The sequence below is a fragment of the Nakamurella alba genome (assembly GCF_009707545.1).
GTDB classification, from domain to species: Bacteria; Actinomycetota; Actinomycetes; order Mycobacteriales; family Nakamurellaceae; genus Nakamurella; species Nakamurella alba.
In genome coordinates this window covers 101,222-123,127 of sequence record NZ_WLYK01000012.1, presented here as the reverse complement: position 1 = coordinate 123,127, position 21,906 = coordinate 101,222, and the positions used below count along the sequence as shown (strand labels likewise).

Annotated in this window: 20 protein-coding genes; 11 read left to right on the top strand and 9 right to left on the bottom strand. The window is 73.2% G+C overall.

What is annotated here, in order from left to right; all coding sequences use genetic code 11:
- The first annotated feature begins 95 nt into the window (after nt 1-95).
- Complete coding sequence (locus tag GIS00_RS23895; RefSeq protein ID WP_322098372.1) at nt 96-1,403, top strand: DUF3027 domain-containing protein; 1,308 nt, start codon at nt 96-98, stop codon at nt 1,401-1,403.
- Nucleotides 1,400-4,489: a sacsin N-terminal ATP-binding-like domain-containing protein gene (locus GIS00_RS23890; protein WP_154770981.1), complete on the top strand. Its 3,090-nt coding sequence runs from the start codon at nt 1,400-1,402 to the stop codon at nt 4,487-4,489. The genes GIS00_RS23895 and GIS00_RS23890 overlap by 4 nt, the downstream gene beginning before the upstream one ends.
- Here GIS00_RS23890 and GIS00_RS23885 read toward each other — a convergent pair.
- A complete protein-coding gene (locus tag GIS00_RS23885; protein WP_322098371.1) occupies nt 4,486-4,776 on the bottom strand; it encodes a DUF2530 domain-containing protein in 291 nt (96 codons plus the stop codon). The two genes, GIS00_RS23890 and GIS00_RS23885, sit on opposite strands and share 4 nt — an antisense overlap.
- A gap of 32 nt (nt 4,777-4,808) precedes the next feature.
- Here GIS00_RS23885 and GIS00_RS23880 point away from each other — a divergent pair, with 32 nt between their 5' ends.
- The 4 genes from GIS00_RS23880 (at nt 4,809) to GIS00_RS23865 (ending at nt 7,149) form a co-directional block, all read left to right on the top strand.
- A complete protein-coding gene (locus tag GIS00_RS23880) occupies nt 4,809-5,345 on the top strand; it encodes a GNAT family N-acetyltransferase (RefSeq protein WP_154770980.1) in 537 nt (178 codons plus the stop codon).
- Between the two features lie 91 nt (nt 5,346-5,436).
- Nucleotides 5,437-5,859, top strand: coding sequence for a MarR family winged helix-turn-helix transcriptional regulator (locus GIS00_RS23875; protein ID WP_154770979.1), 423 nt, complete (start codon nt 5,437-5,439; stop codon nt 5,857-5,859).
- 1 nt (nt 5,860) lies between these two features.
- Nucleotides 5,861-6,700, top strand: a complete 840-nt coding sequence (locus tag GIS00_RS23870) for a TrmH family RNA methyltransferase (protein ID WP_322098370.1) — start codon at nt 5,861-5,863, stop codon at nt 6,698-6,700.
- Nucleotides 6,697-7,149, top strand: coding sequence for a DUF2537 domain-containing protein (locus GIS00_RS23865; protein ID WP_154770978.1), 453 nt, complete (start codon nt 6,697-6,699; stop codon nt 7,147-7,149). The genes GIS00_RS23870 and GIS00_RS23865 overlap by 4 nt, the downstream gene beginning before the upstream one ends.
- Before the next feature lie 61 nt (nt 7,150-7,210).
- Here the strand turns inward: GIS00_RS23865 and GIS00_RS23860 are convergent, their stop codons facing one another.
- The 8 genes from GIS00_RS23860 to GIS00_RS23825 form a co-directional block, all read right to left on the bottom strand.
- Complete coding sequence (locus tag GIS00_RS23860) at nt 7,211-8,089, bottom strand: hypothetical protein (RefSeq protein WP_154770977.1); 879 nt, start codon at nt 8,087-8,089, stop codon at nt 7,211-7,213.
- Between the two features lie 48 nt (nt 8,090-8,137).
- Nucleotides 8,138-9,973, bottom strand: a complete 1,836-nt coding sequence (locus GIS00_RS23855; protein WP_154770976.1) for an ABC transporter ATP-binding protein — start codon at nt 9,971-9,973, stop codon at nt 8,138-8,140.
- Nucleotides 9,970-11,772 carry an ABC transporter ATP-binding protein gene (locus GIS00_RS23850; RefSeq protein ID WP_154770975.1) on the bottom strand — a complete coding sequence of 601 codons (1,803 nt, stop codon included), beginning with the start codon at nt 11,770-11,772 and terminating at the stop codon, nt 9,970-9,972. The genes GIS00_RS23855 and GIS00_RS23850 overlap by 4 nt, the downstream gene beginning before the upstream one ends.
- An 83-nt stretch (nt 11,773-11,855) precedes the next feature.
- A complete protein-coding gene (locus GIS00_RS23845) occupies nt 11,856-12,860 on the bottom strand; it encodes a sensor domain-containing diguanylate cyclase (RefSeq protein WP_154770974.1) in 1,005 nt (334 codons plus the stop codon).
- Nucleotides 12,857-13,738 carry an alpha/beta hydrolase gene (locus GIS00_RS23840; RefSeq protein ID WP_154770973.1) on the bottom strand — a complete coding sequence of 294 codons (882 nt, stop codon included), beginning with the start codon at nt 13,736-13,738 and terminating at the stop codon, nt 12,857-12,859. The genes GIS00_RS23845 and GIS00_RS23840 overlap by 4 nt, the downstream gene beginning before the upstream one ends.
- 263 nt (nt 13,739-14,001) lie before the next feature.
- Entirely contained in the window at nt 14,002-14,931 is a 930-nt protein-coding gene (gene sepH, locus GIS00_RS23835) for a septation protein SepH (protein WP_154770972.1), read from the bottom strand.
- A gap of 121 nt (nt 14,932-15,052) precedes the next feature.
- Nucleotides 15,053-16,183 carry a phosphoserine transaminase gene (gene serC, locus GIS00_RS23830; protein WP_154770971.1) on the bottom strand — a complete coding sequence of 377 codons (1,131 nt, stop codon included), beginning with the start codon at nt 16,181-16,183 and terminating at the stop codon, nt 15,053-15,055.
- An 85-nt stretch (nt 16,184-16,268) separates the two neighbouring features.
- A complete protein-coding gene (locus GIS00_RS23825) occupies nt 16,269-17,384 on the bottom strand; it encodes a citrate synthase 2 (RefSeq protein ID WP_154770970.1) in 1,116 nt (371 codons plus the stop codon).
- 195 nt (nt 17,385-17,579) lie between these two features.
- On the opposite strand from GIS00_RS23825, the gene pdxH reads away from it, so the two are divergent.
- The 5 genes from pdxH to GIS00_RS23800 all read left to right on the top strand — a co-directional run bounded on the left by pdxH (nt 17,580) and on the right by GIS00_RS23800 (nt 21,905).
- Complete coding sequence (gene pdxH, locus GIS00_RS23820; RefSeq protein ID WP_154770969.1) at nt 17,580-18,224, top strand: pyridoxamine 5'-phosphate oxidase; 645 nt, start codon at nt 17,580-17,582, stop codon at nt 18,222-18,224.
- The gene (locus tag GIS00_RS23815) at nt 18,221-19,507 is read left to right on the top strand and encodes an MFS transporter (RefSeq protein ID WP_322098369.1); all 1,287 of its coding nucleotides are present in this window, start codon (nt 18,221-18,223) and stop codon (nt 19,505-19,507) included. The genes pdxH and GIS00_RS23815 overlap by 4 nt, the downstream gene beginning before the upstream one ends.
- Nucleotides 19,508-19,603: 96 nt before the next feature.
- Nucleotides 19,604-20,341, top strand: coding sequence for a hypothetical protein (locus tag GIS00_RS23810; RefSeq protein ID WP_154770968.1), 738 nt, complete (start codon nt 19,604-19,606; stop codon nt 20,339-20,341).
- A gap of 71 nt (nt 20,342-20,412) precedes the next feature.
- On the top strand, nt 20,413-20,991 hold the full coding sequence (locus GIS00_RS23805; protein ID WP_154770967.1) for a hypothetical protein: 579 nt from the start codon (nt 20,413-20,415) through the stop codon (nt 20,989-20,991).
- Entirely contained in the window at nt 20,988-21,905 is a 918-nt protein-coding gene (locus GIS00_RS23800) for an aldose 1-epimerase family protein (RefSeq protein WP_196073430.1), read from the top strand. The genes GIS00_RS23805 and GIS00_RS23800 overlap by 4 nt, the downstream gene beginning before the upstream one ends.
- Nucleotide 21,906 lies beyond the last annotated feature (1 nt).

The window sequence follows — 21,906 nt, the reverse complement described above, 5'->3', positions numbered from 1 at the left end:
CCATCCTGCCGTACCGGTCCCGCCGTCCGTCGGCGGACAGCCGGATCGGTGCCGACGAGGCGGGAGCCGGGCCGATGATGCGGCATCATGGGCCGGTGAGTTCCCCGACCGTCTCCGAGTCCGCCGACTCCGCCGTCGAGTCCTCGGCAGCGTCCGTCGCCGCGATCGACGCGCCCGTTGCCGACGTCCGCACCCCGGTGACCCTGCCGATGGATGCGATCGACATCGCCCGGGCCGCGCTGGCCGCCGACCTGCCTGCCGGGACCGCGGTCGGCGAGTACGCCGGCGCCGTCGCGGAGGACGAGGTGGCGGTGTCCGCGTTGTTCGCCGCCACCGATCCCGGCTACCGCGGGTGGGTGTGGTCGGTGACGCTGGCGTTCGTCGGCGACGACCGGCCGACGGTCAGCGAGGTGGTGCTGCTGCCGGGCCACGATGCGCTGCTGGCGCCGGACTGGTTGCCGTGGAGCGAGCGGATCCGCTCCGGTGACATCGGACCCGGCGACCTGCTGCCGCCGCCGGTCGACGATCCGCGGTTGGTCCCCGCCTACGTCCAGTCCGACGACCCAGCGGTGGAGGACGTCGCGCACGAGCTCGGCATCGGACGGGTCCGGGTGATGAGCCGGGACGGCCGCGCCGACGTCGCGGAGCGCTGGCACGACGGGCCCTTCGGTCCCTCGTCGGACATGGCGCACCAGGCCCCGGCCCGGTGCAGCAGCTGCGGCTTCTACCTCCCGCTCGCCGGGTCGCTGGGTGTGGTCGCGGGCGCCTGCGGCAACGAGTTCGGTCCGGCCGAGGGTCGGGTCGTCGATGCCGGGTACGGCTGCGGCGCGCACTCCGAGGTGGTGGTGGAGCTGCCGCCGCTGTCCGCCGCCGGCGAGAACGTGGTGGACGAGCTGCGGCTCGAGGTGCACCCCCGGCCGGAGCGGGAGGTGGTCACGGTCGCCGACGGCGAGCCGGATCTCTCCGACATCAGTGCCGTGGCAACGGATCTCGCGGAGCTGTCGGATGTGGCCGAGCTGGCCGAACTGGACGGGGGCGATCGGGAGCTGGTGCCCACCGATGACGCCGATGACCTGGCCGACCTGAAGGTGCTGGACGATCTGATGGCCACCGAGCAGGCCGCGGAGGAGGATGCCGCGCACGCCGCACCGCTCGACGCGGCGGAGGACGCCGTGCCGGACGGTGTCGTGGCTGAGGCCGTGTCCGACCTTCCCGACGCCGTCGCGGATCTCCCGGAGGCCGTCGCCGAGGTGGGCGCCGGCACCGTCGCCGACTTCTCCGAGGACTCGGTCGCCGAGACCTCCGTCGCGGCAGGTGCTGTCGCGCACGGGACCGGCCCGGACGGGGACCGCCCCGAGGAGACCGACCCGGCGGAGAGCGCCGCGGAGGACTCCGGCGCGTGAACCGCTCCGCGGACCCGTCGGCCGTAGGTCCGACCGGCGCCGCGGATCCGTTCGGCACGGCGCAGCTCCGGCAGGCGGTGCTCCAGGCCTGGACGGCCTCGCCACGCCGGTTCCGGGAGGACGCGAACGCCGAGGAGGCGCTCGCGCTCGGCGGGTACGCGGACCGGGTGATCGAGGAGCTGGCCGCCAACGGCGTGGACGCTGCGGTGGCCGCCGGGGTTCCGGCCCACCTGGCGATCCGGGTCACGGCCGCCGCCGGTGGCGGTGCGGTGCTGGTCGTCGCCAACACCGGTGCCCCGCTCACCGCGGACGGCGTGGCGGCGCTGGCGTCGCTGCGCGCCTCCGCCAAGCGGGGGACTGCCGATGGTGTGGGTCAGGTCGGTGTGGGCCACTTCGGCGTGGGGTTCACTGCGGTGTCGACGATCTCGGACCACATCGTGGTGCGGTCCACCTCCGGTGCGGTGTTCTTCGACCGGGCGGCGACGGCCGCCCTCCTCGACGCGGCGGATGGTGATCTGCGCGGCGAGGTGCAGCGCCGGGACGGCCGGGTGCCCACGCTCCGGCTGCCGTTCGCGCTCGACACCACCGACATCTCCGCGGGTGTTGTCACCGAGGTAGAACTCGCCGTTCCGCCGGACCGGCTGCCTGACCTGCAGCGGGTGCTCGACCGGCTGCGGGCCGGCGGCGCCCGCGACCTGTTCTTCTCGCTGCCGGACCTGCGGCGGCTCGAAGTACGGACCCCGGACGGCACGCTGGAGCTGGCGCGGGAGGACGGCCCGGACGGCGAGGTGGTGCTGCGCAGTGCCTCCGGGGACGCCGAGGCCTACCGGGTGGTCACCCGCACCGGCACCATCCCGCCGGACCTGCTCGCCGACCGGCCGGTGGAGGAGCAGGAAAGGACCCGCTGGAGCCTGAGCTGGGTGCTCCCGGCGGCGCCCGTGGCGTCCGACGTGTGGGACCTCCCGGGCGAGCGCGCCGCCACGCCGGTCCCGCCGCAGCTCGGCGCCCCCATGCCCACCGACGAGCGGCTGACCCTGCCGGCCGGACTGGTCGGGACGTTCCCGGTGGAGGACACCCGCCGGAGGCTCGCGCCCGGCCCGCTGACCGATCACCTGATGGCGGAGGCGGTCACCGGCTACCTGGAACTCGTGGTGTCCTTGCCCCCCGACCGTCGCTGGGACCTGGTGCCGGGCAACGGGTTCCCGGTCGGAGAGGTGGACGGCCGGCTGCAGTCGTCGGTGCTGGAGGCGCTGCGCAGCGCGCCGGTGCTGGTCTCCACCGCCGGGGACCCGGTCACACCGGATGCGGCGAGCATGGTGGAGGGCGTCGGCCCGGCCGCTGCCGAGCTGCTGGGTCAGGCGGTTCCGGGACTCGTCCCGGAACCGGACACCGCCGCGGGACGGGCGGCCGCCCGCCGGCTCGGGATCATCCGGCGCAGCCTGTCCGAGGCGGTCGCGGCGCTGGCCGGGCTGGACCGTCCGGCGGAGTTCTGGTCCCGGCTCTACGAACTGCTCGCCGACCGGTCCGCCGACGACATGGCCGGTGTCCCGGTGCCTCTCGCCGACGGGGATCGCCGGATCGGCGCCCGCGGCACCCTGCTCGCCGACGACAGCCTGGCGGAGATCGCCACCCGGGTGGCGGATCTCGTGCCGGGCCTGCCGCTGGTACACGCCGCCGCGGCCCACCGCGCGCTGCTGCGCTGGGGTGCGGAGCGGGCCGGTGCCGACGAACTGCTGGCCGCACCGGCGGTGCTCGACCGGTTCGCCGACTTCCGGGACGGTCTCGACGATGCCGAGCCCGATCCCGACGAACTCGACGATCTCGCCGGCGTGGCACTGGATCTCGCGGCCGCGGGCGGGCGCGGCGGGGCACTGGGCGTCCTGGTGCTGACCGACGCGGACGGGCTGGCCTGGCCGGCCGCGGAGCTGCTGCTGCCGGGCGCCGTGCTCGCGGACGTGCTCGCCGACGACGCGGATCTGCCCGAGGTGCACCCGGACTGGACATCACGTCCGGCCGAGGTGCTGCTCGCGGCTGGGCTGCGCAGCGGATTCGGGATCATCGAGACCACCCTGGACGACTCCTTCGACCCGGACGATCCCCGGTTCGCCGCCGTCGCCGACCTGGACCGGTGGTGGCAGCAGTTGCCTGCCGGGGTGGCCACGACCGGCGGCACCGCCTCGCTGGTCGCCGATCTCGATCTCGTCGACGAGGACCGGTGGCCGCAGGCGCTGCGGATGCTGGCCGAGGGACGGGACTCCCGCGCCGCGCTGCTCACCGGGGTCGGCGACGGTCCCGGGTACGCCGCCTGGTGGATCGGCGAGCACGCCCGGTTCGACGGCCGGCGGGCGGGAACGTGGATGCGGCCGGGTGGCACCATTCCGCGCGGCCTGTACGAGGACTTCCCCTTCACCGACGACAGGTCGGTGGCCGCAGCGATCGGGGTGCCGGCCGACCTGTCGGAGGCGGTCCGGCAGGAACCGGGGGACCTGCTGCAGCGCTACGCCGACCCGGCCCGCACGGTCCCGCCCGCCGCCGTGCCCGCACTCACCGCCGCGGTGGTGGCGCTGGTGCGCGAGGATCCGGACCTGCCCCTGCCGGCGTTCGTCCGGGCCGTCAACGGGTCGGCCGTCCCGGCGGAGGACGCTGTGGTGCTCGACGTCCCCTGGTACGCCGGACTTCTGGACCCGGCCACGGTGGTCCCGGGCGGTGCGGACCCGGCGTCGGTGGCCGACCTGCTGGACTTGCGCACCGCTTCCGAGAGCGCCGTGCGGCCCGGTCCCGGATCCTCGACGACACTCGACCCGGGTGTGCTGGACCGGATCTCGACCGCACTGGGCGCCGGTCTGCCCGTCCTCCGCGCCGTGGACGCCCTCACCGTGTCGGCGGGGGACCGGACCGTCGGGGTGGCGTTCTGGCCGGACGGTGACGGCGGCTGGTGGGTCGACGGCATCGAGGGTGCCTGCCTGGCATCGGCCTGGCACACCGGTCACTGGACGCTCCGGCGCACCGCACTGGCCGCCGCCCTGGGCCGCTGGACCGACCTCGCGGTCGACGACCTCGGCGGCAGCCAGGGCGGGCAGGGCTAGCGGATCTTCTCCTCCAACGCCATCGCGTTGGCCGAGCGGGTGCCCCGTCGGGCCGCCTGCCGCTGCCAGGCGTAAATGGACAGCCCGATGACCCCGAGCACCCAACCGGCCAGGCAGGTCCAGAACCAGATCATCGCATCGTGGGCGCGCAGTTCGTCGCGGACGAAGAAGAGCACTACCGAGAGCACGAACCACAGACCGGTCAGCGGCACCACGATGTGCGCGAGGTTGGCCTTGACCGGCGGCAACGGCGGGGGACCGGCCGGGGCGGCGGGGTGCTCGGACACGCCCCCAGGGTAGGCCACTACCGTCGGTCGACATGAGCACGGTCGGCCCGCGGGTGCCAGGGACGCGGATCCGCGACGGCCGGGAGAACGACCTGCCCGCGCTCGGCCGGATCGAGGACGCCGCCGGCGAGCTGTTCCGGACTGTCGGCATGGACGCGATCGCCGACGACCCCTCGCCCACGCCGTCCGCGCTGCGGCCGTTCCTGGCCGACGGACGGCTGGCGGTCGCCACGATCGGCGGCGACCGGCCGGTCGGCTACCTGACCCTAGAGATCGTCGACGGCGCCGCCCACGTCGCCCAGTTGAGCGTGGATCCGGCCGTCGGCCGCCGCGGGCTCGGCACGGCTCTGCTGGACCACGCCGCGCGGTGGGCACTCGCCCGCGACCTGCACACCCTCACCCTGACCACCTTCCGGGACGTGCCGTGGAACGCGCCCTACTACCGCGCCCGCGGATTCGTCGACCTGCCCGACGACGCGCGCGGACCGGAGCTGACGGCGATCGTGGCCGGCGAGGCCGCCCACGGTCTGGCGGCCTGGCCCCGCGTCTGCCAGATCCACAGGCTGTGAAGGCAGGTGTGACGCAGCCTGTGACGCAGCTTGTGGTGCAGGCAGGGGTCCCGCGGTGGTTGCCCGGGCGAAAGATGGCTTAGCCTCGGGTATGCCCGACATCGCGCCCCTGGCCAACGAGCTGCGGCTGTCCATCCACCGTCTCACCCGCCGACTCCGCCAGCAGCAGCCGGAGTCCGAGATGACGCTGACGCAGTTGTCGGCGCTGGCCATCGTGTGGCGGGAGGGACCGCTGACGGCCGGGGACCTGGCGGCCCGCGAGCAGGTGCGTCCGCCGAGCATCACCCGGGTGGTGGACGGGCTGGAGGCGGCCGGCATGGTGTTCCGGAAGGCGAACCCCGCCGACGGCCGCCAGGTGCTGGTGGAGATCACCGAGCAGGGGGCCTCGCGGATGGAGGAGTACGTCCGGCTGCGGCAGGAGTGGCTCGCCGAGCAGCTGGTGACGCTGTCCGCCCGCGACCGCGAGGTGCTGAAGCGGGCGGCGACGATCATGAACGAACTCGCGCTGCGCTGAGGTGTCCCCGCGTGTCGAGATCACCGATCCGGACGATCCACGGGTCGGTGACTTCCGCGATCTGAAGCGGGCCGACCGCCGGCCGGACCGGCCCGGCGGGCGTGGACTCGTGCTCGCCGAGGGCACCGTGGTGGTGCGCCGGCTGCTCGACTCCACCTACCCGGTGCGCGGGCTGCTCGGTGTCGACCGCCGGTACGACGAGCTGGCCGCCGACCTGGCGCACCTGGAGGCACCCTTCTTCGTGGCCACCGCCGAGGTGATGGCGCAGATCGTCGGGTTCCACCTCAACCGCGGGGTGCTGGCCGCCGCGGACCGGGTCGCGTTCCCGCCTGTCTCCGGGATGATCTCCACTGCAACAACTCTCGCCGTTCTCGAAGGGGTCGGGGACCACGAGAACATCGGGGCGGTCTTCCGGAACGCCGCGGCGCTGGGGATCGACGCCGTGCTGCTCGGGCCGGGCTGCGCCGACCCGCTGTACCGGCGCAGCGTCCGGGTCTCGATGGGCACCGTGCTGCACGTGCCGTTCGCCGTGGACGACCGACCGGTGGGCGACCTGCTGGGGGAGCTGCGCACGGCCGGCTTCACCGTGGTCGCGACCACCCCGCGCCCCGAGGCCGTCCCGCTCGCCGATGCCGGGCTCGGCGGGCTGCGGGCGGCCGTCCTGCTGGGCTCGGAGGGGCCGGGGCTCACGGACGAGGCGCTGCGGGCCGCCGACCGGTGGGTCCGTATCCCGATGGCCCGCGGGGTGGACTCGCTCAACATCGCCACGGCCGGTGCCATCGTCTTCGCGGCGCTGGCGGCCGGGGCCGACGGACCGGTCGTGCCAGAATCGCGGGCATGACAGCCGGACCCGCCGACCAGGCACAGGACGCGGTCGCCCCGGAGCAGGACGCGGTCGCCGCAGAGCGGGCCACGGTCGGGACCGAGCCGGACTCGGTCGGGACCGAGCAGGACGGCATCCCCGGCCCGCCGGAGCGCCGGCCCCGGGCCGATCCGGAGGACTGGCGGTGGGTCCGGGAGATCCGTTCCTCCGGCGAGCCCACGCCGTGGGCGCCCGGCGTGGCACTGCTGCTCTTCTCGGCCCTGCTCGTCGGGGTGGCGATCTTCGTGCTGTCCTCGGGGCTGGCGGACGTCCCGCTGATGGCGGTGCTGATCAACCTCGTGGTGGCCGGTGGCCTGGCCCCGGCAGTCTGGCTGACCCGCACGCTGCCGGTACTGCGATGGGTCGCCGGCGGGGTCGCCCTCGGCATCGTGGTCGGCTGGTTCGCCGCCCTGATCTTCCTTGCCTGATCCCGAACTGCCTGATCCCGAACTGCCTGATCCCGAACTGCCTGATCGACCTGCCTGACACCTACTGCTGCAGCGGCAGCGGGTTGTTACCCAGCCCGGTGAGCGATCCGTCCAGGGTCGCCGTGCCGATCACCCGCACCCGGCAGTCCAAGGGGATCCCCAGCGAACCCGGATCCTGGTCCGCGGTCGGGGTGACCGCGGTGGTGCCGCGCGTGCGGGCCAGCTCCACCACCAGCTTCCCGCCGGCCGTCGGGTCGTCGGTGTCCATCGCGGTGGCGACGATCGCCCGGCAGCTCGCCAGCATGTCCGGGTCGTGCAGCGCGGCCCGCCGGTCGTCGGCCGGCACCCAGGCGATCTGCTGGGCGAAGGTCTGGCTCTGGTGCGGGCGGTCGCAGGACACGGCGAGATCGCCGTACTGGTTGCTGACCTGTCGCGCGCAGGTCGCGAGTTCGGCCGGCACCCGGGTGGTCATCGACCGCAGGTCGCCGCGGTAGCCGCCGGACGGCGTGTCCACCGGTTCGAGGATGCAGGCCCGCCAATCGGGGCCGGTGGCCGGCGGCCGGATCCGTGGGGTGCTCGCCACCTGCAGCAGCACCACCGGTTGCTGCCAGCCGACGACGTCCGGCGCGGCCGTCACCCGCAGGCCGCCGGTGTAGCCGTCGGCGGCCTGCTGGCAGAGGGTGCCCAGGGTGCCGGCCTGGCGCTGCCGGGCGGCGTCCGCCCGGTCCAGCACCAGCACCACCTCCGCGGAGTGCGCGCTGGTACAGGCGACGATCTCGGCGAATTCGCCGGCGGTCCGGATGCAGTCGCCCGCCACCGGCCGCTCGGCGGAGAGCGTCCTCGCGATGCCGGCCAGGCCGCTCCAGTGCAGCCGGGCGACGGCGGCGCCGCCGAGCAGCACCGCTCCCACCAGGGCGACGCCCAGCAGCCGGCGGATCATCGCCTCACGGTACGACCGTCACCGCCCCTGCACCAGGTCAGCACCAGGTCAGACGAGCGACTCCCGCCAGGCCCGGTGCAGTTCGGAGAAGGCACCGCCGTCGCCGATGAGGTCGTGCGGTGCACCGTCCTCGACGATGCGCCCGCCCTCCATCACCAGCACCCGGTCGGCGATCGCCACGGTGGACAGCCGGTGGGCGATGATCAGCGCCGTCCGGCCGTGCAGCACGGTGGTCAGCGCCGCCTGGACGGCCCGCTCGGACGGGATGTCCAGCGAGGCGGTCGCCTCGTCGAGGATCAGCACCGCGGGATCGGCGAGGAACGCCCGGGCGAACGCCACCAGCTGCCGCTGCCCCGCGGAGAGCCGGCCGCCGCGCTTGCGGACGTCGGTGTCGAACCCGTCAGGCAGGGCCCGGATGAAGCCGCCGGCACCGATCTCGTCGGCCGCCTGCTCGATCTGCGCGCGTGTCGCGTCGGGCCGGCCGAGCGCGATGTTGTCCGCCACCGACCCGGAGAACAGGAACGACTCCTGGGTCACCGTGACCACGCCCCGCCGCAGATCCGCGGTGGACAGTCCGGCGACGTCGACGCCGTCGAGCAGCACCCGGCCGGCGGTCGGGTCGTAGAACCGGGCCAGCAGCTTGGCCAGCGTCGACTTCCCCGCACCGGTGGCACCCACCAGCGCGACGGTCTGCCCGGCCGGCACCCGCAGGTCGATCCGGGGCAGCACCGGTGCGCCCGGGTGGTAGGCGAACTCGACCCGCTCGAACCGGACGTCGCCGGCGATCGCGCCGATCGGCGTGGGGCGGGCCGGCTCGGGGACGGCCGGCACCTCCTCCAGCAGGCCGGAGATCTTCTCCAGCGCCGCGACCGCGGACTGGTACCCGTTGTAGAACATGGCCAGCTCGTCCAGCGGGTCGTACATCCGCCGCACGTAGAGCAGGAACGCCGCCAGCACACCCAGTTCCATCGCGCCGTCGAGCACCCGGAACGAACCCATCACCATGACCACGGCCAGCGCCAGGTTGCCGACCAGCCGGACCGCCGGCACGTAGTGGGCCAGCGCGATCAGACCGTCCCCGTTGGACTGCGCGTTCTCCTCGTTGAACTCCCGGAAGATGGTGCGGTTGCGCGGTTCCCGACGGAAGGCCAGCACCGCCCGCAGGCCGTTCATCGTCTCGGTGAACTGCACGATCAGTGCTGCGATCGCCGTCCGGGTCCGGCGGTAGATGGCCCGGGACCGGGCCTGGAAGACCCGGGTGAGCAGCCAGATCGGCAGGAACGCCAACAGGGCCACGATGCCCAGCCACGGGTCGAGCACGATCAGCGTCACGGTCACCGCGGTGACCGACAGGATGCCGGAGATTAGCCCGTCCAGGCCCTCCTGGGACAGGTCCGAGAGGGTGTCCAGGTCGCTGGTCATCCGGGAGATCACCCGGCCGGATGTGTACTGCTCGTGGAAGCTGAGGCTGAGTTCCTGGCTGTGGTCGAACACCCGGCCGCGCAGGTCGAGCAGGATCGCCTGGGTCACCTTCGCCGACAGCCTGACGAACAGCGCCTTGGCGCCCGCGTTGACCAGGCCCGCAGCCAGGTAGCCGAGGGTGGCGACGGTCAACGGGGTGCCGTCGCCGGCGATGAGCGCGGGTGCGGCGGTGTCGATCGCGTACGCCACGATCAGCGGTCCGGCCAGGAAGGCCGCCTCGCTGACGATCATCACGACGGCGGCCAGCACGGCCCACCGGCGGTGCGGCCGCAGCAGCGATCCGAGCAGCCGACGCGAACGCGCCTGCAGCTTCACACCGGCCTCGGCCGACACGGTGTCGGCGTCCTCCAGCGCCACCCCGCGCCAGTCCTGGTCGGTGCTCACCGGTGTGGTGTCACTCATGCCCCGACCTCCTCGCGGCTCGCCAGCAGGTCCCGGTAGGCCGGAACCCGCGCCATCAGTTCGCTGTGGGTGCCGGTGGCCGCGATCCGGCCACCGGCCAGCAGCGCCACCCGGTCCGCCAGCAGCACCGTCGACGCCCGGTGCGCCACCACCAGCGCGGTGGTGCTGCCGAGCACCGACCGCAGGGCCGCCTCGACCTGGGCCTCGGTGTGGATGTCCAACGCCGACAACGGGTCGTCGAGCACCAGTACCTCCGGCCGGCCGACCACCGCACGGGCCAACGCGAGTCGCTGCCGCTGACCGCCGGACAGCGACAGACCCTGCTCGCCGATCCGGGTGTCCAGGCCCCAGGGCAGGTCGTGCACGAACTCGGCACGGGCCACCCGCAGGGCCTCCGCCAGCTCGTCGTCGGTGGCTTCCGGCCGGCCCAGCAGCACGTTCTCCCGGACGGACGCGGAGAAGAGCACCGGCTCCTCGAAGGCGACCGCGACCCGGCGACGCACCTCGGCCAGCTCCATGTCGCGGATGTCCACGCCGTCCAGCAGCACCGCGCCCTCGGTGACGTCGTGCAGCCGGTTCACCAGCGAGGTCAGCACGGTCTTGCCCGACCCGGTGGCGCCGACCAGCGCCACGGTCTCACCCGGTGCGAGTTCGAGATCCAGCCCGTGCAGCAGTTTCCCGGTCGCCTCGGCGTCGGTGAACCCGAACCCGACACCCCGCAGGTGCAGGGATCCGCGCGAGGTACCCGGCACCACCGGATGCGCCGGGTCGGTGATCGGCTCCGGCTCGTCCAGCACCTCGAAGTAGCGGTGGGTGGCCGTCGCCGACTCGTTGGCGATCGCCAGCAACCAGCCGATCGAGTCGATCGGCCAGCGCAGGCCCATCGCGGTGCCGAAGAAGGCGACCAGGGTGCCGGCGGTCATCGTCCCGTCGGCGATCTGCCGGATGCCGAGGAACAGGATGAGTCCGAGGGCGATCTCCGGCAGCGCGATCACCGTGCTCCACAGCACCGACACCGCCTTGGCCTTGCGGATCTCGGTGGTGCGCAGGGCGATGGCCTCGCGGCGGAACTCCCGGCCCAGGTGCGCGCTGCGGCCGAAGGCCTTGAGGATCCGGATGCCGAGCACCGATTCCTCGACGGTGGTGGCGAGGTCGCCGACCTGGTCCTGCGAGCGGCGGGCCAGCACCTGGTACTTCGTCTCGTAGAGCAGGCACAGCACGACCAGCGGCAGCGCCAGTGCGGCGATGATCAGCCCGAGCTGCCAGGACAGCACCAGCAGGACGGCCACACCGATGACGAAGGTCAGCACGTTGACCACGAGGAACACGGCACCGAAAGCCAGGAACCGGCGGATGGTGGCCAGGTCCGACACCGCCCGGGAGAGCAGCTGGCCGGCCGGGAACCGGTCGTGGAAGGACACCGGCAGCCGCTGCAGCTTGTCGTAGAGGGCGCTGCGCATGTCGGCCTCGACCCGCATCGTCGGGCGCGCGGCCAGCATCCGGCGGACCCAGAACAGCGCGGCCTCGACGACGCCGAGCAGCACCAGCACCGCGCCGGGCAGCCACAGTCCGGAGGCGTTCCCGTCGGTCAGCGGCCCGTCGATGATCCACTGGATGACCAGCGGGAAGGCCAGCCCGGCCAGGGTGGCGATGCCGGCGGTGACGCCGGAGGCGAGCAGGGCCGGGATCGCCGGGCGGGCGAACGGCAGCAGCCGTTTCAGCGTGCCGAAGGTGGAGATGCGGACGGGGGCGGTGTCGTCGGTGGTGCGCAACTGCGGTGGATCCTTCAGGTCGGTCATGGCGGAGCCGACCCTACGTCGCCCCACCGACATCGGGACAACGCTTTTCGCCGAGGGCGTCCGCCCTCGTTGCCCTGGCTGCCCTAGTTGTCGGCGGCCGGGGAGCCGCCCTGGTCCGGGATGTGGTCGCCGGAGGATCGCTCCCGCGGCGCCTGCCGGGTGGTGAGCAGGCCGAGCCGGTCGATGGCCAGCGGGGAGCGGGCCGGCGGCAGCAGGGACGGCCGGGCTCCCGGCCGGTTGTGCTTGACCCCGTACATCGCCTGGTCGGCATCGGCCAGCGCCTGGTCCGGCCCGCGGTCGGGACCGCACCGGGACACCCCGACCGAGACGCTCAGCGGGTGCGGCATGCCGATGCCCAGGTCGATGTCGGTCTGCAGGCCGGTGCTGACCAGGCGCAGCAGCCGCGACGGGGTACCGGGCGGCTCCTCCAGTGCGGCCACCACGAACTCGTCACCGGACCACCGGGCGACGGCGGACCCCTCGGGGGTGGTCGACTCGAGCAGCCGGGCCACCTGGCGCAGCAGCCGGTCGCCGACCGGGTGACCGTGCGTGTCGTTGATCGGCTTGAGGCCGTCCACGTCGATCATCGCCACCTCGAAGGTGCGGCCCTCGGCGTGCGCCTCCACCAGCTGGCGGGTCATCCCGGCGCGGTTGAGCAGGCCGGTCAGCGGGTCGTGCTCGGCGGCGAACCGGAGCCGGGCGATCTCCTCGACGGCCTCGCCGGTGTCCTCGACGAAGACCGCGATGAAGCGCTCGCCGGCGATGGTCACCGCGGCCTTCGTCACCTGGGCGGTGATCACCCGGCCGTCGGCGTGCAGCAGTCGGCGGACCACCTGCGCCCGCTCGACCTCGCCGTCGTGCAGCCGGCGGGCCAGCAGCTCCCGGGCGGCCAGGTCATCGGGGTGAATCAGGTCGGCGGCGGCCAGTTGCTCGAGCTCGTCCCGGCCCCGGCCGACCAGCTGGGCGAACGACTCGTTGGCGTGGGTCAGCCGGCCGTTGCCGTCGTGCAGCACGACCGGCATCGGGACGGCCTCGAAGAGCATCCGGTAGGCGTCCGGGGTGAGCTCGGTGCGCTCGCTGGGCGTCATCGGGGAGCCACCTCGCCGGAGATGTGGGAGCGCACGGAGGCGGCGACGGCGGCCAGGCCGTCGCCCGCCAGGACGATGGAGTAGTGATTCGCCGCAGGCACTGTCACGGCACCCGGGAACGCCGATGCCGGGAGCAGGCCGCCGGGCTGGTCGAGCATGCCGCGGCCGGCCCGCAACAACGTTGTCGGGAGGGCCTGGGTGTGCGCCGCGGCGTGGACGTCGGGATCGGCGAGCACAGCGGCGCCGTCCAGCCGGATGACGTCCGCGACGCAGCTCGACCGCAGCCCGTCGGTGTCGCGGACGAGATCGTGCAGCAGGTGGTCGGCCACGCCGGGGACGTCCAGCAGCGGGCCGAGAGCCGGGTGCTCGCGCCAGAAGTCGAGGTAGCTCTGCTCCGAGGGGAACCTCATGGTCAACCGACGCATGGCGGGCCCGATGGTTGCCAGCAGCTGCTCGTCGATCGACGCGTCCGGCGCCGGGGACGGGAAGGCGACACCACCGTCCACCAGCACCAGCGACCCGAAGGACTCCGGGTGGCGCACCGCGGCCAGTGCCGCGACGAACGCCCCGAGCGAGTGCCCGAGCAGTACCGGCCGGTCGAGTCGGAACCCGGCCGCGACGGCTGCAACGTCAGATGCGTGGTCCACCAGACCCGGGCCGGACGGCACGGCCGCCGACCCGCCGCGCCCGCGGAGGTCGGGGGCGAGCACCCGGGCGACCCCGTCGAGTGCCTGGGCCAGCGGGAGGAAGGCAAGACCGTTGGACGTGATGCCGTGCACGGCGACCACGGTGGCCGGGCCGGACCCGAGTTCGTGCACCTCGAGATCACCGGCCGGGGTCGGCAGGAGGTGCGCAGCGCGCCTCGCGGTGATCGTCATGCCACCGATTCTCCCCTGATGACCAAGGCAATCGGGGGGGTTGTCATCCATTCGGTACCCGAATGCCGCCTATGCGGTGACGCTGGGCCGATGTCGTGCCGGGCATCTGCCGGAGATTCGCCTGACATCCCCCGTTAGGGGACGAATAGGATCGCATCTCGTCGCTCCACTCGGGGTCCAGACAGCTCCGGCCACGCTCTCGGTACACCTTCGGCGCGTGCCGAACGTGCGATCCCGCCACCCACCCAGTGGATCGGTGGAGGTCAGTCCTTGGTCGAGCGGGTGCCGAGCAGGACCTCTTCCCAGGATGGCATCGCCGGCCGGCGCCCGCCGCGCGAGGCGGGCCGCGCACTGTCCGTCCCGGTCCGGCGCTCGCCACTCGGGGTCTCCGGCTTCGGCTTCGGCGGCACGGCACCCGACCTCTCGTCGGTGACGGTCTCCTCGACCAGCCTCCGCTCCCGCTCCACCACCGGCTCCGCCGGCGCTGTGGGCACAGTCGGCACCGTCGGGTCGAGCAGGGCCGGTGGCGGGGTGGGCGCCGAGGCTGCGGTGGACCGCGGAGCCATCGGCACCGCCGGACCGCCGACGGCCCGCAGCTCGCGCATCGGCCGCAGGATCTTCAGTGCCGGGTCGACCAGGTCGGCGGCGGCGTCGTTGCGGGCGGTGAGGGTGCCGCCGTCCGGGCCGCGGTGATAGGTCCACTCGGCCCGCCGGGTGGACCGGCCGACGTTCCAGGACAGGGTGAGCACCCAGTCCCCGTCCTCCTTGTGCGCATCCCAGACGACCGGATCCTCGTTGCCGCGGGCGGCCAGTGCCCCGGCCACGGTGGTCTCCAGCGAGGCCAGGCCGCTGATCCCGTCGATGCTGGGCCGGGCCTTGCGCGCCTTCTCGGCGATGCTCGACCGCTCCAGCAGCACCGGATGGGCGAACCGCTCGATCCGGTGCAGCGAGGTGCCGGCCAGCGCCGCCAGTTCCTCGACGCTCGCGCCGGCCCGGATCCGGCTCTGGATCTCCTTCGGCCGCAGCTGGGCGTCGCCGTCGAACTCGAGCTGGCCCAGCACCGCGGTCTCGCCACGCACGGCAGCGCGCAGGGTGCCGTCGACCGGCAGGGTGAACTGCTCGGCGGAGGAGGGGTCCTCGCACAGCAGGGACCGGCCGCCGTCGGCCAGTCCCAGAATCCGCAGCGCGCGCATCGCGACCTCTTCTCCTCCTCGACTGCGCGTCACGCTAACCCGGTCCGGCGACCGCCCCGGCGAGGCGCGCCGCAGCCCGGCCGAGGCCGTGGTAGTGGGTCTCTCGACGTCGAGTTGAGGGTCAGGACAGGGCGGCGACCACGTGGTCCACGCAGGCGGTCAGCGCCGACACGTCGTCCGGGTCGACCGCCGGGAACATGCCGATGCGCAGCTGGTTGCGGCCGAGCTTGCGGTACGGCTCGGTGTCGACGATCCCGTTGGCGCGCAACACCTTCGCCACCGCGGCGGCATCCACCTCGTCGCTGAAGTCGATGGTGCCGACCACCTGGGAGCGGAGCTCCGGACGGGCCACGAACGGCATCGCGTACGGCGAGGCGGTGGCCCAGTCGTACAGCCGGGAGGAGGAGTCGGCGGTCCGCTTCGTCGCCCAGTCCAGCCCGCCCTGGCCGTTGATCCAGTCGATCTGGTCGGCGAACAGGAACAGTGTCGCCACCGCCGGGGTGTTGAGGGTCTGGTCCTTGGTGGAGTTGTCCAGCGCGGTGGCGATGGACAGGAACTCCGGTATCCAACGGTCGCTCGCATCGATCTCGGCGATGCGGTCCAGCGCGGCGGGGGAGGCCAGCGCGATCCACAGTCCGCCGTCGGCGGCGAAGACCTTCTGCGGCGCGAAGTAGTAGACGTCGGTCTGCCCGACGTCGACCGGCAGCCCGCCGGCGCCGGAGGTCGCGTCGACGAGCACGAGCTGGCCGTCGGTGGCGCCGGCCGGCCGCTGCACGGGGGCGGCCACACCGGTGGAGGTCTCGTTGTGCGCCCAGGCGTAGACGTCCACGCCTTCCTCGGCGACCGGGTCCGGCGCGTCGCCGACCGGGGCGGTGATCACCGTGGGATCGGCCAGGAACGGCGCGCCCTTGGTGACGGTGGCGAACTTCGAGGAGAACTCGCCGAAGGTCAGGTGCTGGGACTTCTCCCGGACCAGGCCGAAGGCGGCGGCGTCCCAGAACGCGGTGGTGCCGCCGTTGCCGAGGATCACCTGGTAGCCCCCGGGCAGCGAGAACAGTTGCGCCAGGCCCTCCCGGACCCGCCCCACCAGGTTCTTCACCGGCGCCTGCCGGTGCGAGGTGCCCATCAGCGAGGTGCCGGTGGCCGCCAGCGCGGCGAGGGCCTCGGGGCGGACCTTGGACGGTCCGCAGCCGAAGCGCCCGTCGACGGGCTTCAGCGAATCGGGCAGGACGATGCTGGCGGGGTCGGCCATGACGGCGGTGTCTCCTTCGATGCGGTGCCCGGCATTTCGGAACCAGCGGGCACCGACCATCCTCGCACCGGCCGGATCAGGACGGTCAGACGGGCAGGGTCTCCCGGACCGGCCAGCCCTGCACGTCCTCCGGGCGCCGCGGGCCGTGGCCGTCGTAGACGGCACTGGGCCGGACGATGCGGCCGAGGCGCTTCTGCTCCAGGATGTGCGCGCTCCACCCGGCCGTCCGGGCGCAGGTGAACATCGCGGGCATCATCTCCGGCGGCACCCCGGCGAAGTCCAGCACCACCGCGGCCCAGAACTCGACGTTGGTCTCGATCGGATGGTCGGGGCGGCGGGTGCGCAGCTCGGTGAGGGCGGCGGTCTCCAGCGCGGCGGCCGCCTCGTAGCGCGGCGCGCCGAGCTCCTTGCAGATGCGCCGCAGCACGCGGGCGCGCGGGTCCTCGGCCCGGTACACCCGGTGCCCGAAACCCATCAGCTTCTCCTTGCGGTCGAGGATCCCCTTGACCAGGCCGGCCGGGTCCCCGGAGGCCTCGACCTGCTGGATCATCGGCAGCACCCGGGCCGGTGCCCCGCCGTGCAGCGGCCCGGACATCGAGCCGATCGCGCCGGCGAAGCAGGCAGGGACGTCGGCGCCGGTGGAGGCGACGACGCGGGCGGTGAAGGTGGAGGCGTTCATGCCGTGCTCGGCGGCGGACACCCAGTAGGCCTCGATCGCCTGGATCTGCTCCGGCGACGGCTCGCCGAGCCACGCCGTCATGAAGCGCTCGACGCTGCCCGGCAGCGACTCGAGCAGCGAGGCGGGTACCTCGGGCTGGTCACCGCGGGCGGACCGGGCGGCGTAGGCGAGGATCGCGGAGGTGGTCTGCGCCAGGTGGTCACGGGCCTGCTCGTCCGAGATGTCCAGCAGCGGACCGAAATCCCGCGAGGTGGCCAGCAGCGGCACCGAGGCGTGCACGTCCACCCGGACGTTGCCGGAGGAGAGCGCCGGCACCGTGGTGTCGACCGGCAGCGGGTCGCCGACGGCGTCGTCCACCAGCAGCGACCACACCTGGTCGAAGGTGGCGGTGCCGACGAGGTCGTCGATGCTCACCCCGCGGTAGCGCAGCGAACCGCCGTCCTTGTCGGGTTCGGCGATCGCCGTGTGAAAGGCGACGACGCCCTCCAGGCCGGGCTTGAACGTGCTGGTGTTCTCGGTCATCGAACCTCCACGTCGAGGGACGGCCGGCCGGTCCGTACCGGGCGGTAGCTGCCCGCAACTGTCCTCCGCCGGAGGGGTCCTGACCACCGCGACCGGCGGTGTTCTTCGTCACCGGACGGCCGGCGACCCCAACGGGAGTACCGTGCAGCCCGTCTCCGCCCATCACCGCCCGCCGGAACGGATCCGCGACACACCATGACCCATCCCGATCTCGCCGCGATGCGGGAGAGCTACACCCTGTCCGGTTTGTCCGTCGAGGATCTCGCTCCGGACTGGACCACCCAGTTCGAGCGCTGGATCGCCCAGGCGGTCTCCGCCGGGATCACCGAACCGAACGCGATGGTGGTGGCGACCGCCGGCGCCGACGGGCACCCGGCGAGCCGGACCGTGCTGGCCAAGGAGGTCTCGGCCGCGGGCGTCGTGTTCTACACCAACTACGACTCGGCGAAGAGTCGGGCGCTGACCGAGAACCCCTGGGCCTCGGCCACTTTCCCATGGTACCCGCTGCAGCGCCAGATCCACGTGCGCGGCAGCGTGCGCCGGGTGGAGCCGGAGCGGACGGCCGCGTACTGGGCGCAGCGGCCGCGCGGCTCGCAGCTGGGCGCGTGGGCCAGCCCGCAGTCCGAGGTGGTGCCGGACCGGGAGGTGCTGGAGGCCAGGCAGACCGAGCTGGAGCGGGAGTTCGAGGGCCGGGACATCCCGGTGCCGCCGCACTGGGGCGGCTGGCTGATCGAGCCGGAGACGGTGGAGTTCTGGCAGGGCCGGGTCGCCCGGCTGCACGACCGGTTGCGCTACCGCCGAGCAGGCAGTGCGTGGCTGGTCGAGCGGCTCGCCCCGTGACCGCGCCGGAGACCCCGGAGTCCTCGGACCAGCCCGCCGCCCCGAAAAGACGCATCCTGCCGGACACCCGGCCGCTGGCCATCCCGGCCTACCGGCGGATCTTCGTCTCCGGGGTGGCCACCACTATCGGATCCGCGGTCACCGCCGTCGCCGTGCAGCAGCAGATCTTCGACCTGACCGGTGATTCCGCGTGGGTGGGCATCTCGTCCGCGGTCGCGCTGGTGCCGCTGGTCGTGCTCGGGCTGTTCGGCGGCGCGATCGCCGACACCTACGACCGGCGCAAGGTCCTGCTGATCACCTCGACCGGCATCGCGGTGACCAGCATCGCGCTGTGGCTGTGCGCGTTCTCCTCGGCCGAGTCGGTCTGGGTGGTGATGGGACTGCTCGCCGCGCAGCAGGGCTTCTTCGCCGTGAACATGCCCACCCGCAGCGCGACCCTGCCGCGCATCGTGCCGCGGGAGCTGGTGGCGTCGGCGAACGCACTGAACATGTCGGTGTTCGCCGTCGGGGTGATCGTCGGGCCGGTGCTGGCCGGCGTGCTGCTGCCGATCACCGGCCTGCCGTGGCTCTACTTCCTCGACGCGCTGACCCTCATCGGCGCGCTGTACGCGGTGATCCGGCTGCCGTCGATCCCGCCGACCGGCGACCGGGAGGGCCGGGCCAAGGTCTCCGAGGGCCTCGCCTACCTGCGGCTGCGGCCGCTGCTGCTGATGACCTTCGTCGTCGACATCATCGCCATGGTCTGCGGGATGCCGCGGGCGCTGTTCCCGCAGATGGCGGAGGACACCTTCGGCGGGCCGCCCGGCGGCGGGGCGGCGCTCGGCCTGCTGAACGCGGCGCTGGCGATCGGCTCGTTGCTCGGCGGGCTGACCGGCGGCTGGATCCAGCGGGTGCACCGGCAGGGGCTGGCGATCCTCGCGGCCATCGTGCTGTGGGGGATCGCGGTGACCGCCTTCGGGCTGACCTCGATCCTCTGGCTGGCGGTGTTCTTCCTGGCCGTCGGCGGCTGGGCGGACCTGGTGTCGGCCGTCTACCGGTCGACACTGCTGCAGGTCGAGGCCACCGACGAGATGCGCGGGCGGTTGCAGGGCGTCTTCACCGTGGTGGTGGCCGGCGGTCCGCGACTGGCCGACCTGGCGCACGGACTGGTGGCGTCCTGGACCTCCACCACCGTGTCGGTGGTCGGCGGCGGGATCCTCTGCATCCTGCTGACCGTGGTGGCCGGCTGGTGGGGACGGTCGCTGCGCGACTACGACTCCCGTACCGCGCACCACCCTTCCTGACCGATCCCGCCCGTGTCCCGGGGGCGTGCGGCAGAATCCCGGGCAAGCGGCGCCGCACGGTCGCCGGAGGTCGAGGCGCAGGTCGAGGAGTGCACGATGTCGGTGGGGCCCAACCCGGATCCGAGCTCGGGGCTGCCCGGCGTGGGGTACACCGCGCACGACCCGCTGACCGGGCAGCCGATCAGCACCCCCGAGGTCTATCCGCAGCAGAGCAGCACCGGCCAGCCCGTCTACCAGGCGCCGCCGCCCCCTCCTGGTTACGCCCAGCCCGGATATGCCCAGCCCGGCTACCCGCAGCCGTATCCGCCGGGGTACCCGCCGCAGGCCGGCTACGGCTACCCGCCCTACGCGATGCCCGTCTACTACCCGGTGGTGCCGCCGCGCCCGGCCCGGCCCGGTGCTGCGACGGCCTCCGCGGTGCTGCAGTTCGTGCAGAGCGGGTTCGTGCTGATCGGGGCGATCTACACGCTCGGCGGCAGCATGATCTTCGACCTGGTCGACTCCTCGTCGTTCTACTACTCCGGCGGATCGTCCGGCTGGGAGAGCACCTACGGCACCCAGTTCACCGTCGTGGCGGTGGCGACCTTCCTGGTGGGCGGACTGTTGATCGCCGGCGGCGCGACGCTGCTCGGCCGGAGGTCGCTGCTCACGGTCATCGCCTGCCTGGGATCGCTGGCCATCTCCGTCTACTGGATCATCTTCGTGACCAACCTGGTGTCGGTGCTGCAGGCGCTGCTCTGGCTGCCGATCATGCTCGCGGTGATGCCGATCATCTCGCTCGCGCTGGTGATGGGCGGATCCGTGCGGACCTGGATCGCGGCCCGACCCGGCTGATCCCCGGCGCCGCGGGTGCCGGCGGATGGGGCAGGATCGTGGGGCACGACGACACCCCGAGGAGCCTCAGCATGACGCAACCCGAGTCCCACCAGCCCGAGGACTGGGCTCCGTACCAGCGACTCGACGACGCGGTGCGGGCCTACATCCGGGATGCGGACGCGGCACTGGAGTCGCTGTACGGCGTCATCGAGCCGGACCGGGTGCTGGCGTTCACCTGCGAGCAGGTCCCCGGACAGCAGAGTTGGGGACCGTCGCTGTGGCAGGAGGTCGCGGTCACCGACGGGCAGCGGCTGGTGCTGTGGCACGGTGACGACGAGATGGACGACGACCGGCCGGGAGTCCAGATGTTCTCCTCGTCGATCCGCACCATCCCGCTCAGCGCCATCGTCGACCAGGGCCTGCGGCACCGGTTCCGGACGGAGGCGGACGGGTCCCGGTCCATGCACGCCGTGCTGCTGTACCTGTCGACGCAGACGCCGGAGCGATCGATGACCGAGCTGACCGAGGCCAACGAGACCCGGACGGTGCAGTACGTGGAGACGTACCGGTTCTCGAAGTCGGTGACCGACGGCGGGCTGGCGCAGATGCAGCGGCTGCTGCAGTTCGGCCGGGCGATCTCGCACTTCACCGGCAAGCTCGCCCGATGACGCTGCGGCCGTTCTCCGGGGACCAGTTCGACATCCGGTTCGGCGGCTCGACCGCTCGGGTCGGGCAGGTGGCGGCGGTGCTCCGGTCGTTCGTGGTGGACGGGGTGGCGCTGACCGAGAGCTGGGCCGACGACGTGGTGCCGCCGATGGGGTGCGGGATCGTGCTGGTGCCGTGGCCCAACCGGGTGCGGGCCGGGACGTGGACGCTGGACGGTGCGGTGCAGCAGCTCGACCTCACCGAGCCGGGGCGCGGCAACGCGATCCACGGGTTGCTGCGCAACCAGCCGTACGTGATGACGGAGCACCGGGAGTCGGCGGTGACGCTGTCGGCCGGCGTGCACCCGCAGCACGGGTACCCGTTCGGGCTGGACACCTCGGTGACCTATGCGCTGTCCGGGACCGGACTGACGGTGACGCACCGGATCTCGAACGTCGGGTCGGGGACCGCGCCGTTCGGTGTCGGGGCGCACCCGTACCTGCGGGTGGGGGAGACCCCGGTCGACGAGCTGGTGGTGACGGTGCCGGCCTCGACCGCAGTGGTGGTCGACGACTCGCTCGTGCCGGTGGGTGCGGAACCGGTCGGCCCGGGCAACGACCTGCGGGCCGGGGTGCCGGTCGGGTCGGTCGAGTTGGACGGCTGCTTCACCGATCTCGCGCGGACCGACGGGCTCGTGCAGTCGACGCTGGTGGATGCCGGCGGGCGGGGCGTGATGCTCTGGGCCGGCCCCGACTTCGGCTTCACCCAGGTCTACAACCCGCCGAACTTCCCCGATCCCGCCGGCAAACGCCGCGCCATCGCGATCGAACCGATGACCTGCGGTGTCGATGCGCTGAACACCGGCGAGGGGCTGCGGTGGTTGGAGCCGGGCGAGAGTTGGTCCGGTTCCTGGGGTCTGCGGCCGATCGGCTTCTGAC